The sequence below is a fragment of the Escherichia sp. MOD1-EC7011 genome (assembly GCF_002965005.1).
Classification (GTDB): Bacteria; Pseudomonadota; Gammaproteobacteria; order Enterobacterales; family Enterobacteriaceae; genus Escherichia; species Escherichia ruysiae.
Window position 1 is genome coordinate 1 of record NZ_PTRD01000025.1, and the last position, 12,590, is coordinate 12,590.

11 protein-coding genes and 1 pseudogene are annotated in these 12,590 nt (G+C 49.1%); 3 read left to right on the top strand and 9 right to left on the bottom strand.

Annotation, left to right across the window (positions count from 1 at the left end; all coding sequences use genetic code 11):
- Nucleotides 1-37 precede the first annotated feature (37 nt).
- Complete coding sequence (locus A7098_RS13065) at nucleotides 38-331, top strand: hypothetical protein (RefSeq protein ID WP_016245272.1); 294 nt, start codon at nucleotides 38-40, stop codon at nucleotides 329-331.
- Nucleotides 332-350: 19 nt separating this feature from the next.
- A pseudogene (locus A7098_RS13070) lies at nucleotides 351-470 on the top strand (tail fiber assembly protein); the annotation flags it as partial.
- Nucleotides 471-682: 212 nt separating this feature from the next.
- Here the strand turns inward: A7098_RS13070 and sitD are convergent.
- The 7 genes from sitD to nifJ all read right to left on the bottom strand — a co-directional run bounded on the left by sitD (nucleotide 683) and on the right by nifJ (nucleotide 10,316).
- A complete protein-coding gene (gene sitD / locus A7098_RS13080) occupies nucleotides 683-1,537 on the bottom strand; it encodes an iron/manganese ABC transporter permease subunit SitD (protein ID WP_105280917.1) in 855 nt (284 codons plus the stop codon).
- Nucleotides 1,534-2,391, bottom strand: coding sequence for an iron/manganese ABC transporter permease subunit SitC (sitC, locus tag A7098_RS13085; protein ID WP_001101728.1), 858 nt, complete (start codon nucleotides 2,389-2,391; stop codon nucleotides 1,534-1,536). The genes sitD and sitC overlap by 4 nt, the downstream gene beginning before the upstream one ends.
- Entirely contained in the window at nucleotides 2,388-3,215 is an 828-nt protein-coding gene (gene sitB / locus A7098_RS13090) for an iron/manganese ABC transporter ATP-binding protein SitB (RefSeq protein WP_000983720.1), read from the bottom strand. Before sitB ends, sitC begins: the two co-directional genes overlap by 4 nt.
- Nucleotides 3,215-4,129 (bottom strand): iron/manganese ABC transporter substrate-binding protein SitA, encoded by a 915-nt coding sequence (gene sitA, locus A7098_RS13095; RefSeq protein WP_000286867.1) that lies wholly within the window; start codon nucleotides 4,127-4,129, stop codon nucleotides 3,215-3,217. The genes sitB and sitA overlap by 1 nt, the downstream gene beginning before the upstream one ends.
- 587 nt (nucleotides 4,130-4,716) lie before the next feature.
- Nucleotides 4,717-5,151 (bottom strand): universal stress protein UspF, encoded by a 435-nt coding sequence (gene uspF / locus A7098_RS13100; protein WP_001082294.1) that lies wholly within the window; start codon nucleotides 5,149-5,151, stop codon nucleotides 4,717-4,719.
- Between the two features lie 140 nt (nucleotides 5,152-5,291).
- Nucleotides 5,292-6,425, bottom strand: a complete 1,134-nt coding sequence (ompN, locus tag A7098_RS13105) for a porin OmpN (RefSeq protein WP_000836968.1) — start codon at nucleotides 6,423-6,425, stop codon at nucleotides 5,292-5,294.
- Between the two features lie 366 nt (nucleotides 6,426-6,791).
- A complete protein-coding gene (gene nifJ, locus A7098_RS13110) occupies nucleotides 6,792-10,316 on the bottom strand; it encodes a pyruvate:ferredoxin (flavodoxin) oxidoreductase (protein WP_105280918.1) in 3,525 nt (1,174 codons plus the stop codon).
- Between the two features lie 273 nt (nucleotides 10,317-10,589).
- Between nifJ and A7098_RS13115 the strand changes: the two genes are divergently transcribed.
- Nucleotides 10,590-10,856 carry a DUF333 domain-containing protein gene (locus tag A7098_RS13115; RefSeq protein WP_001203005.1) on the top strand — a complete coding sequence of 89 codons (267 nt, stop codon included), beginning with the start codon at nucleotides 10,590-10,592 and terminating at the stop codon, nucleotides 10,854-10,856.
- Here A7098_RS13115 and hslJ read toward each other — a convergent pair.
- Together hslJ and ldhA are read right to left on the bottom strand one after the other, a co-directional pair.
- Complete coding sequence (hslJ, locus tag A7098_RS13120) at nucleotides 10,853-11,275, bottom strand: heat shock protein HslJ (RefSeq protein ID WP_010348254.1); 423 nt, start codon at nucleotides 11,273-11,275, stop codon at nucleotides 10,853-10,855. The two genes, A7098_RS13115 and hslJ, sit on opposite strands and share 4 nt — an antisense overlap.
- A 156-nt stretch (nucleotides 11,276-11,431) precedes the next feature.
- Nucleotides 11,432-12,421 (bottom strand): D-lactate dehydrogenase, encoded by a 990-nt coding sequence (gene ldhA, locus A7098_RS13125; RefSeq protein WP_000762235.1) that lies wholly within the window; start codon nucleotides 12,419-12,421, stop codon nucleotides 11,432-11,434.
- Between the last annotated feature and the right edge of the window lie 169 nt (nucleotides 12,422-12,590).

Consider the following 12,590-nt stretch of genomic DNA (forward strand, 5'->3'; position numbering starts at 1 on the left):
TCCGTTTCCCGAAGCGATATCGGATAAAGGAGGAGTAATGGATATAACACCTTTCCTTCATGCACTTTGTGCTGTGGCTGCGCAGGTACTGATTGGCCTTTTTACCGGAAACTGGGTTTACGGTGCGATAGCTGGTTGTACGTTCTTCATTGCGCGGGAACACACCCAGGCAGAATATCGCTGGATTGAAATGTTCGGGCATGGCAAGCGTATGAATATGCCGTGGTGGGGCGGTTTTGATCCGCGTGCGTGGGATGTGGCAAGCCTGATGGATTTTGCTGTGCCGGTGGTGGCGTGTCTGCTGGTCTGGCTGTTGGTTAATCGTGGGTGAAAAAAGGTGAGCTGTATATGCAACGGAGGAAGAAACCTCGTTGCGGGAAGCCTTGAAGAAGTATCGGGTGTTGCTGAACCGTGTTGATACATCAACTGCACCTGATATTGAGTGGCCTACGAACCCTGTCAGGGAGTAATCATTGGGATTATGCCGCAGAAACGTTGTATGCAATAACGTTCTGCGGTTGGCTGATGCACTTTCGAGAGTGCATGTATTGAATTATTTCCAGCTATTATCGATTTTACGTATTTTTTGCATGAGAGAATTTGTACCTCCTCCCAACAACGACCTTCCATGACTTTCCGGACTTCTGTGGGCCAGCGGACGATGCTGCCCTCGGATGTTGTGCTAATTGGGTGATGACAAATCCTGTGTATGGGTGTTTCCCTTTGTGCGTGCGTTGATGCTGGTAACGGTGAACGTCATGATGAACACAACCGCGAATAAGACGACAATCGTCGGAGCTGGTGCACTGTCGATAAAAAAGGACAACCAGACACCAGTCATTGACACTATTACCGATATGCCAATCGCCAGTAGGAGCGCAATATGAAAGCGTTGTGTCAGGAGTACCGCAATGGCGCCAGGCGCAATGAGCAGAGAAATGGAGAGAATGATACCTACCGCTTTCAGCGTCGCCACAATGGTCAGAGAGACCATGCACAGCAGCCCATAATGCAGACATCTCGTATGCAAACCGCTTTGCGCCTGTTGATAATCAAAGCTGAACAGCAAAAAATCCCGCCATTTTACGCTAATAACAAGTGTAACCAGCCCGGCAATAATCACCGTCTGGATTATATCGCCGATGGTTACCCCGAGCATGTCGCCGAAAAGAATATGGTCAAGATGTACGTCTGGTTTGACTGCAATATACAAGATCAGACCTGCGGCAAACATGCCAGAAAAAACAATCCCCATCACTGTATCTTGCTTGATTCGGCTGTTGTCTTTCAGGTATCCCGTCGCCACCGCGCAGAATACTCCGGCGACGAATGCCCCTGTAGCCAGAGGTAACCCCAGAATCCAGGCAAGCACGATGCCAGGAAAAACCGCATGACTCATCGCGTCACCCATCAGTGCCCAACCTTTCAGGACCAGAAAGACCGACAGCAGCGCACAGGGTATGGAAACTACCAGTGAAATCAGCAGTGCGTGACTCATAAAGGTGAACTGCAGTGGCTCCAGTAATAATGCCATCATGAGCGATCCTCCAGCGCTTTATGCGCACGCCGACGATTTGCCAAAAGCCCATGGGTGGGCGCAAATACAAATGCTAAAAGAAACAGCAGTGTCTGCGCCACCACGATGATTCCACCTGTCGCGCCGTCCAGAAAGTAACTGACCCACGCGCCGAGGAAACTGGTTACACTGCCAATAGTTACAGCAATTATGAGCAGGCGGGGAAAACGATCGGTTAACAACCATGCTGTTGCACCGGGAGTCACCACCAGACAGATCACCAGAAAGGCACCAACCGTTTGCAGCGCCGCAACGGTCGAAACCGACAGCAGGGTGAAGAAGAGGATTTTTAATCTGCCCGGATGCAATCCAATAGCACGAGCGTGATTCTCGTCGAAAAAGGTCACCATAAGATCTTTCCATTTGAAAAAAAGCACGATGATCGAGAGAATGCCAATGATAGTGAGTTGCAGGATATCCGCCGGATCGATTGCCAGAATATTGCCCAGGACGATGGTCTGAATGTTCACGGATGTCGGGTTCAATGACACCATAAACAGCCCCAGGCCAAAAAAGGAGGAGAAGATCAGGCCGATGATGGCATCTTCTTTTAAGCGAGTGCGTTGGTTAAGAAACAGCATGCTGCCCGCTGCCAGTCCGCCGGAAAAGAAGGCTCCCAGAGAAAACGGAAGCCCCAGCATATATGCCCCCGCAACACCCGGGACAATAGAGTGCGACAGCGCATCGCCAATCAGCGACCAGCCTTTTAGCATCAGATAGCATGACAGGAAAGCGCAGAGACCGCCGACCATCGCCGAGACCCACATCGCATTGAGCATATATTCATAGCTGAAGGGTTCCAGTAGCACGTTCATCTTGCTTCCCCCTGCACCGCTGACGGTCGATGTGCCACAAAAGGGTGTTCATCGTCAGTAATAATGCTTTCTTCCGAGCCGTTAAGTGTGACATGGCGCAGTACGCCGCTAAAAGCCAGCTCCAGGTTCTCGGCTGTAAAAGTGGTGTCTGTCGGCCCGCTTGCCAGGACGGTGCCTTTGACCATGACCGTATAATCGCAAAATGTCGTGACTGAGCCGAGATTGTGCGTTGAGACAAGCATCGTCTTGCCTTCCGCGCGTAACTCCCTCAACAGGCTGATGATTTTCGCTTCGGTTTTCACATCAACGCCGGTAAAAGGTTCATCCAGCAGGATCACATCACCCTGCTGTGCAATCGCTCTCGCCAGAAAGACGCGTTTCTTTTGTCCACCGGAAAGCTCGCCGATTTGTCGATGGCGAAAATCCACCATATCGACACGTTCCAGCGCATCGGTGACAATCTGACGATCCCTCTTTTTGGCTATACGCAACATACCCATGTGCCCATAGCGGCCCATCATCACCACATCTTCCACTAGTACAGGAAATGACCAGTCAACCTCTTCTGACTGAGGGACGTAGGCAACCAGGTTTTTCTGTAGCGCCTGTCGCGTGGGAATACCCAGAACAGATATCTTTCCGCTGGTCAGACGCACAAATCCCATAATCGCTTTAAACAACGTCGATTTTCCGGAACCGTTTACCCCAACCAGAGCGGCAATAGATCCACTTGGTACTGTGAAGGATGCATCGCGCAGTGCTGTGTGCCCGTTACGCCAGGTGACAGTAACATCATTAACGACAATGCCCGCAGATTGCATCATTATTTCTCCCTTTTCCCGGCTTTAATTCCCTGTACCAGCGTACTGGTAGTAACCTTCAGAAGGTCGATATACGTAGGTACCGGGCCGTTTTCTGTGCTCAGGGAATCGACATAGAGTACACCGCCGTAGTGCGCGCCGGTTTCACGCGCAACCTGACGCGCTGGTTTATCGGAAATCGTACTCTCGCTAAAGACTGCCGGGATATGATTTTTCTTCACCATATCAACAACCTTACGTACCTGCTGCGGCGTGCCTTGTTGATCGGCATTAATCGGCCACAGATAAAGCTCTTTTAGCCCCAAATCGCGTGCGAGATAAGAAAAAGCCCCTTCACTGGTGACCATCCATCGCTGATTCTCAGGGAGTTCAGCAATCTGCTTACGCAGGGGGGCAAGGGTTTGGGTAATCTTGGCTTTATAAGTATCGGCATTACGTTGGTAGGTTTGTGCATTTGCCGGATCGTATTTTATCAACGCATCACGAATATTATCGACGTAAATCAGAGCATTATCTGGCGACATCCAGGCATGGGGGTTAGGTTTGCCCTCATAGGGGCCTTCAGTGATCCCTACTGGCGTCACACCCGAAGAGACAATTACTTCTGGAACCCCATTAAGATGCTGGTAAAAGCGTTGGAACCACAATTCCAGATTCATACCATTGGCGAGAATCAGTTGTGCCCCCTGCGCACGTTTAATATCGCCAGGGGTAGGCTGATACTCATGAATTTCTGCACCGGGCTTGGTTATGGATGAGACTTCTGCAGCATCTCCAGCCACGTTTTTGGCCATATCTGCGATGATGGTAAATGTTGTAATGACCTTGAATTTTTCAGTTGCACTCGCCTGAAATGCGATCGAGCAGGTGAGGGCGAGGCACCCCAAGAGCATGGTTACTTTTTTTATTGAGTACATAATTTAGTACCTATAGTGAGCAAAATTAGAACAAACATAGCAACGGCTATGTTTTATAGCACAACCTATACAAAATGAAAATGATTATCATTAGCAGCTTTGGGGCCCAAAACAGGGATTAGGTTGTTTCCTGCTGGCGACGCGTTATTGAGGAAAAAAGTAAGGCAGCTAGTAGGCTTTGAAATGACTTGATGAGGAAAATTGTTGATGGCAAAAATGGGGCAAAGCGCTGCAAAAGGGGCAAAAAAGGGGCAAAAAAAGAGTGGGTTATCGTAGCTTATTGTTGTCGCTGATGATATTTAACACATTGAAAAATAAGTAAAATACTTATGAGTCAGAGAGTTGTGATTTTTGCCCTTACTTGTTCAGGTTGTATTGTTCTTTCTTACTAATTTCTTGATTTTGCGACATTTAAAAGCGACTCAATTCGTTATATGGCATCAGAAGAGTATGCGTCATGCCGGAATGTCCAGCATAAGAAATCTGATATAAAAACTGTGGCGTGTATGGTACGGATTAGAGGGGAAAATGTCAGCACATTTGCGAAATGAATCAAAAAGCCCGCAGCGACGTGCGGGCGTTAGTTTTTAGCGCACGACCAGCACGGAGCACTCTGCATGACGCACGACGGCGGCGGCGTTAGAGCCGAGCAGGTAGGTGGTGATATCCGGTCGATGGGAGGCAATGATGATCATATGAGCAGGGATCTTTTTCGCCATTTCCAGAATGCGGTCTTTTGGCGAACCTTCTTCAACATGAACATGCACTCTGTCAGTCGGCAGTTTGAATTTTTTAATTATCTCTTCCAGTTGCGATTTAGCTTCCGCTTTCAGGTCATCCATTGCCGGCAATTCTGCGGAATACGCTAAACCCAGAGAGGCATAGTAGGGCAGCGAAGGTATTACCGTCAGGAAATGAACCTCTGCATCATCAATCTTTGCCTCGGCTTCAACGTGACTAATCACGCGTTGAGTTAATTCTGAATCGGAAATATCGATAGGGACAAGAATCGTTCTGTTCATAAAACCTCCTGTTTTAGTATCCGCATAAAGTGTAACGCCAGATGAGGTCTTTTGTATAATGACGGAGTTCACATTTTTAATTTAGATTAAGCAGGATTCAATAAGTAGAAAAAGCCCGCCAGAGAGGCGGGCAGGCAGGATTAGAACTGATAAACCAGACCTAAAGCGACAATATCATCGGTAGAGATACCGTTGGCAGCGTAGAAGCTGTCATCTTCATCCAACAAGTTAATTTTATAATCAACATAGGTAGACATATTTTTGTTGAAATAATATGTCGCGCCAACGTCGGCGTATTTGACCAGATCTTTATCGTCAACACCGGCCGGATTATCAGCACCACCGGCAGCATTCAGGTCACGCCCTTTAGACATCAGGAAAGACACTGCCGGACGCAGACCAAAGTCAAACTGATATTGGGCAGTGACTTCAAAGTTCTGGGTCTTGTTCGCAACGGCGTAATCGCTGTTGCCAAATGGTGTCATATTACGCGTTTCGGAATACATGGTTGCCAGATAAATGTTGTTAGCATCATATTTTAATCCGGCAGTCCAGGCATCGGCTTTATCGCCACCTGCCGCAGTATGGTTGACCTGATCATTGGTGCGGTCTGAGGAGGTGTATGCCGCGCCCGCGCTAAAGCCCATACCTAAATCGTAGGTTGTGGAAAGCCCCCAGCCGTCGCCGTTTTCATGACGAACATCACGTCCGTTGTTGGTGCCTTCCTGACCGTTGTTTGCACCTTCGTTATTACCCTGATACTGCACTGCGAAGTTCAGACCATTAACCAGGTCGAAGAAATCAGTATTACGATATGTCGCTACGCCATTAGCACGACCGGTCATAAAGTTGTCTGCATTGGTGTAGGAGTCACCGCCAAATTCTGGCAGCATATCGGTCCAGCCCTCTACGTCGTACATTACACCGTAATTACGTCCGTAATCGAAAGAACCGTAATTTGCAAACTTCAATCCGGCGAATGCCAGACGAGTCCAGGACTGGTTTTTTGAGGATTCAGTATTGTTTGCCTGAATATTGTATTCCCACTGACCATAGCCAGTGAGTTGATCGTTAATTTGTGTTTCGCCTTTAAATCCAAGACGTGCATAGCTCTGATCGCCATCTTTTGCAGAACTATCAGAAAAATAATGCAGGCCATCAACTTTGCCATAAAGATCTAATTTATTGCCGTCTTTATTATAAATTTCTGCTGCATGTACAGCACCTGCGGCGAGCAGGGCAGGGATTAAGAGTGCCAGTATTTTGCTTTTCATTGAAAAAATCCTTTAGTTATTTTATTTGCCTTTTTCTCCCCGTTTGGGAAGTGAAAACATCCTAAAGGAAAAGTTCCATTAGCCGATAAATGTCATTTGTTACGCCTTAAGTAAAACCTTAATCAAATAATTCCTGAGAAATGATGATTGGTTTGGTGAATGATTTGATGGTTATACATACAAAATAAAAATTATACTTTTAAAAAATGATGCGTTATTCTGCGTGGGTTATATGCCTTTATTGTCACAGATATTATTTGTTGTTGGGTCATTGCTATAGTTATTTCTTTCCCAACAAATAAAAAGACAAGCCCGAACTTTCATTCGGGCTTTTTTTTCGTTCTGGATAATCCTTATCCGACGACGCTACTCGGTGCCACTTTTATCCGTTTTTCCTGCCATTTGCGCGAGGAAGTCATAGCGTTTTTGCAGATCGGCTGCGGCATCTTTCCATAACTGTTCCGCCACTTCTGGCTGTTGCGAATTCAGACGGCGGAAACGTTGCTCATGGAGCAATGTCTCTTCCAGAGCCTCTGATGGCGGACGTGAATCCAGCGCCAGTGGCAGTTTGCCTTCATCAGCACGACGTGGATCAAAGCGATACAGCGGCCAGAAGCCGGTTGCGGTGAGTTGGCGCATCTGGTCGTGACTCAATGCCAGGTCATAACCGTGCTCTTCACATGGACTGTAAGCAATGATCAGCGACGGCCCAGGATAGGCTTCCGCTTCCTGAATTGCTTTTACCGTCTGGTTCATCTGCGCGCCGAGAGAAATCTGCGCCACATAAACATGACCGTACATCATCATACTGACGCCGAGGTCTTTACGCGCTTTGCGTTTACCGTGTTCGCCAAACTTAGTCACCGCGCCGAGCGGCGTGGCTTTTGACGCCTGACCACCGGTATTGGAATAGCATTGCGTGTCCAGCACCAGAATGTTGACGTTTTCCGTCAGGCTTAATACATGATCCAGACCTCCGAAGCCGATATCGTAAGCCCAGCCATCGCCACCTATCAGCCAGATTGATTTTTCCACCAGCGCATCAGCGTCGCGTAGTAGTTCATGAGCTTCACTCACATCTTTGAGATGCTGGCGCAGCGTGGCAACCTGTTCGCGACGAACGTCTGGCGTGGCATCTGATTTCAACGCTGCCAGTAACTCCGCAGGAATTTTATCAGCAAACTGATCCAGCAGACGCAACACGCGGACACGATGCTGATCGACCGTCAGGCGGAAGCCCAGGCCAAATTCGGCGTTATCTTCAAACAGTGAGTTCGCCCATGCTGGGCCTCGACCGTTGGCATCAGTGGTATACGGTGTGGACGGCAGATTACCGCCGTAAATTGACGAACAGCCCGTGGCGTTAGCGATTAACATCCGGTCGCCATAGAGTTGAGTCAGCAATTTGATATATGGCGTTTCGCCACAACCGGAACAAGCACCAGAATATTCAAACAGCGGTGTGATTAACTGCGAAGTCCGAATATCAATACGTTCCAGTTTGCTGCGGTCAATTTCCGGCAGGTTGAGGAAGAAGTCGTAATTGATTTTCTCTTCTTCCACATGTTCCAGACGCGACATCATATTGATGGCTTTGATCTCTGGATTCTGGCGGTCTTTCGCCGGGCAAACTTCAACACACAAATTACAGCCGGTGCAATCTTCCGGTGCGACCTGCAACACATATTTCTGCCCGCGCATATCGCGCGATTTTACATCCAGTGAATGCAGGCTGGCAGGGGCGTTTTCCATTGCTTCGGGCGGCACCACTTTTGCGCGAATAGCTGAATGTGGGCAAGCGGCGACGCAATGGTTACATTGGGTACAGAGTTCCTCTTTCCAGATAGGGATCTCTTCGGCGATATTGCGTTTTTCCCAGCGCGTGGTGCCCATCGGCCAGGTGCCGTCTGGCGGCAGCGCCGAAACGGGGAGGGCATCACCAAGCCCGGCGAGCATCGCAGCGGTTACGGTTTTCACGAAATCAGGGGCGGCATCGGAAACCACTGGCGGTCGATTGGCGCTGTGCGGATTTACCGGTTGCAACGGAACTTCTTCTACGGATTCACGCGCCAGCGCCAGAGCCTGCCAGTTGCGCTCCACCAGATCCTGACCTTTGCTACTGTAACTTTTGGCAATCGCCCCCTGCAACTCGGCCAGGGCGCTGTCGCCAGGCAGAATTTGCGTCAGGTGGAAAAACGCCATCTGCATTACGGTGTTAATACGAGCCGCCAGTCCACATTCACGCGCGATTTTCGCTGCGTTAATGACATAAAAGCGTGCTTTTTTCTGATTCAGTACTGCCTGCACTTCTTGCGGCAACCGCGACCAGACGTCATCGGCACTGTACGGGGTGTTAAGCAGGAAAATGCCGCCGGGTTTCAGACGTTCTGCCATCTGATATTTGTCGATAAACTGCAACTGGTGGCAGCCAACAAAATCAGCCTGGGGAATCAGATATGCAGAACGAATTGGATGTTCGCTCACGCGCAGGTGAGAAACTGTCAGACCACCGGCTTTTTTGGAGTCGTAAACAAAATAACCCTGTGCATACCACGGCGTGGAGTTACCAATAATCTTGATATTATTTTTGGTCGCGGAAACGCTGCCATCACTGCCCAGACCATAAAACAGGGCTTCCAGCTTCGCGGAGTTTGGCAGGGTATTTTCTGGCAATGGTAGCGACAGATTGGTTACATCATCGTAAATACCGACGGTAAAACGGGGTTTTGGTTTGGCTGTGTTAAGTTCGGCAAATACTGCCAGCACGCAATCCGGGCCAAACTCTTTGGACGATAAGCCATAGCGCCCGCCAATGATGCGTGGCAGTGTTTCACGCTCGCCATTATTAAAGGCTTCCGCCAGCGCGGTCATTACGTCCAGATACAGTGGTTCTGCCTGGGCGCCCGGTTCTTTGGTGCGATCCAGCACCGCGACAGTTCGCACAGAGTCTGGCAATGTTTGCAGTAAATGTTTGGCGGAGAACGGGCGGTATAGTCGAACTTTCAGCACCCCGACTTTTTCGCCACGGGTAAGTAACTCATCAACCACTTCTTCACAAGTACCGATGGCAGATCCCATCAGGATAATCACCCGTTCTGCTTGTGGATGCCCGTAGTATTCAAAAGGCTGATACTGACGACCCGTAGCGGCGGCGAAATCATTCATCGCCTGTTCAACATGGTCGTAAACTGCGTTGTACCACGGGTTAGTAGCTTCACGAGACTGGAAGTAAGTATCAGGATTGGCGGATGTACCGCGAATCACCGGATGTTCCGGGTTCAGCGCGCGGGCGCGGTGGGCATCAATTTCTGCCTGCGGCATCAGTTCAAGAATCGTGTCGTCAGCCAGTGGAACAATTTTGTTGATCTCGTGGGACGTGCGGAAACCATCAAAAAAATGAATAAACGGCACACGGCTTTTTAGTGTCGCGATATGCGAAATGAGGGCGAAGTCCTGCGCTTCCTGAACGTTTGCTGCACACAACATGGCGCAACCGGTTTGGCGCACGGCCATCACATCTGAATGATCGCCAAAAATAGAGAGTGCATGAGTAGCGACGGTACGCGCTGCTACATGCAGTACAAACGGCGTCAGTTCGCCCGCCAGTTTGTACAACGTCGGAATCATCAGCAGTAAACCCTGCGATGATGTAAACGATGTCGAGAGAGCACCCGTTTGCAACGCGCCGTGCACGGTCGCGATAGCACCAGCTTCTGACTGCATTTCAACCACACGAGGCGTATCTCCCCACACGTTTTTCAAGCCGTTTCCGGCCCAGGCATCGGCCTGTTCCGCCATCGTGGAACTTGGGGTAATAGGGTAGATGGCGATAACTTCACTGGTGCGAAATGCCACCGAAGCTACCGCGCCATTACCGTCAATTGTGATCATACGACACCCTTACATTGCGCAAATGAGGGGCACACGAAAAAGCTGCGCGCCCAGTAGTTATCTCTCAATTTTAGCAAATGGCCTTCTGTTGCATTTTCGCTTTTGTGTCCCTCATATCTGCGTAATGAATGTTTTGATCAAACAGTGGACAAAAAAATAGCGATAAAAAAGTAACAATGCGTTGCTACACACATAGTTGTTCTCGACGTAGTCGTCTGTGCTGCCTATTATTTACGGCGGTGTCGTTTGGTTTAAAGATTAGAGGAAGTAAAGATGCGAGCAGTGTTGTGGGTCGGGTGTGCCGCTTTATTGTTATCGGCGTGTAGTAGTGAACCAGTTCAGCAGGCAACTGCGGCGCATGTGGCGCCTGGTTTAAAAGCGTCCATGTCCAGTAGCGGTGAAGCGAATTGCGCGATGATTGGTGGTTCGCTATCCGTTGCCCGTCAACTTGACGGAACGGCTATTGGCATGTGTGCATTACCCAACGGCAAACGCTGTAGCGAACAGTCACTTGCCGCCGGAAGCTGTGGCAGCTATTAATTCATTAAATCCGCCAGCTTATAGGTTAATGTCTGTTTCGCGGTGGCCAGCGTTAACTGGTTCGCAGTCAGATCGACTTGCGCACCTTCTTTCAGCATTTCGCTGATGGTGTGATCGAGTTCATTAAGCTGAGGAGTGGCACACATCATGCGGGTCATTGCCAGCCCTTTAACTTTCAGTTCACCGCCAGAAAGTTTACCCTCGCCGCTAAAGCGGTTGCACATTTTGCCGGAAATCATCATCTTTTCACCAAAGCTGATTTCTGGCGGGTTTTTATCGCTGGTAACAGGTTGACCGTTGACACTTTCCAGCACAAAGCGGTGATGCTGTAATTGTTCTGGCGTCACAGCAATTTTGTCATTACTTACACATCCCGCCATCAGCAGGCTTAACGCAACAAGCGCGGCTACTTTCTTCATTTTGGTTCTCAACTTAAGGTATAAATCAGGTGCTGACTGCCGAATGCAACGCGACGCGTCTTATCCGTCCTGCAAAACATATTTTAAGAATAGAGGATGAAAGATCTTTGGGGATTATCTGAATAAGCTCCCCTGACTTGCAGGGGAGCAGCAAGATTAAACCAGTTCGTTCGGGCAGGGTTCGCCTTTTTCCAGATTGCTTAAGTTTTGCAGCGTGGTCTGGGAAATACTGGTCAGAGCTTCTGCCGTCAGGAATGCCTGGTGTCCGGTAAACAGCACGTTATGGCAGGCAGACAGACGACGGAATACGTCATCCTGGATCACGTCGTTGGATTTATCTTCAAAGAACAGATCGCGTTCGTTTTCATACACGTCCATCCCCAGCGAGCCAATTTTCTGGTTTTTCAGAGCTTCAATTGCCGCCTGAGAATCAATCAATGCGCCACGACTGGTGTTGACGATCATTACGCCGTTTTTCATCTGTTCAAACGCTGCCTCATTCAGCAGGTGGTAGTTCTCCGGCGTCAGTGGGCAGTGCAGGGAGATAACGTCTGATTCAGAGAACAGGGTCGGCAGATCAACATACTCCACACCAAGTTCCAGCGCCGCCGCACTTGGGTACGGATCGAACGCAAGCAGACGCATACCAAAACCTTTCAGAATGCGCAGCATAGCCACACCGATCTTACCGGTGCCGATAACGCCCGCTGTTTTGCCATACATGGTAAAGCCAGTCAGACCTTCCAGAGAAAAGTTGGCGTCACGGGTACGCTGATACGCGCGGTGAATACGGCGGTTCAGCGTCATCATCATACCGATAGCGTGTTCAGCGACGGCTTCCGGATCGTAGGCTGGAACACGGACTACTTTCAGCCCAAGTTCTTTTGCCGCATCAAGATCGACGTTATTGAAACCGGCACAGCGCAGGGCGATATATTTAACGCCGTGCTTTTTCAGCTCTTCCAGCACCGGGCGGCTGCCGTCATCATTTACGAAAATACATACCGCTTCGCAGCCATTGGCGGTTTTGGCGGTTTTTTCCGTCAGCAGAAAGTCAAAAAATTCCAGCTCAAAGCCAAAGGACTCGTTCACCTGTTGCAGGTACTTCTTGTCGTACTGTTTTGTGCTATAAACGGCGAGTTTCATAAGACTTTCTCCAGTGATGTTGAATCACATTTAAGCTACTAAAAATATTTTACAAAATTTCAAATATAATTGAAAGTCATGACCATATTGAAAAATTCATCAACAACTATGCTTAGTGTAGGCGCAACCTTCAACTGAACGGTTAAACATGCCACAATACCCGTATTGA

What these genes read in the sequence shown, in the direction of transcription:
- A7098_RS13065 (WP_016245272.1), top strand. Translation starts at nt 38, where the DNA reads ATGGATATAACACCTTTCCTTCATGCACTTTGTGCTGTGGCTGCGCAG.
- sitD (WP_105280917.1), bottom strand. Translation starts at nt 1,537, where the DNA reads ATGATGGCATTATTACTGGAGCCACTGCAGTTCACCTTTATGAGTCAC.
- sitC (WP_001101728.1), bottom strand. Translation starts at nt 2,391, where the DNA reads ATGAACGTGCTACTGGAACCCTTCAGCTATGAATATATGCTCAATGCG.
- sitB (WP_000983720.1), bottom strand. Translation starts at nt 3,215, where the DNA reads ATGATGCAATCTGCGGGCATTGTCGTTAATGATGTTACTGTCACCTGG.
- sitA (WP_000286867.1), bottom strand. Translation starts at nt 4,129, where the DNA reads ATGTACTCAATAAAAAAAGTAACCATGCTCTTGGGGTGCCTCGCCCTC.
- uspF (WP_001082294.1), bottom strand. Translation starts at nt 5,151, where the DNA reads ATGAACAGAACGATTCTTGTCCCTATCGATATTTCCGATTCAGAATTA.
- ompN (WP_000836968.1), bottom strand. Translation starts at nt 6,425, where the DNA reads ATGAAAAGCAAAATACTGGCACTCTTAATCCCTGCCCTGCTCGCCGCA.
- nifJ (WP_105280918.1), bottom strand. Translation starts at nt 10,316, where the DNA reads ATGATCACAATTGACGGTAATGGCGCGGTAGCTTCGGTGGCATTTCGC.
- A7098_RS13115 (WP_001203005.1), top strand. Translation starts at nt 10,590, where the DNA reads ATGCGAGCAGTGTTGTGGGTCGGGTGTGCCGCTTTATTGTTATCGGCG.
- hslJ (WP_010348254.1), bottom strand. Translation starts at nt 11,275, where the DNA reads ATGAAGAAAGTAGCCGCGCTTGTTGCGTTAAGCCTGCTGATGGCGGGA.
- ldhA (WP_000762235.1), bottom strand. Translation starts at nt 12,421, where the DNA reads ATGAAACTCGCCGTTTATAGCACAAAACAGTACGACAAGAAGTACCTG.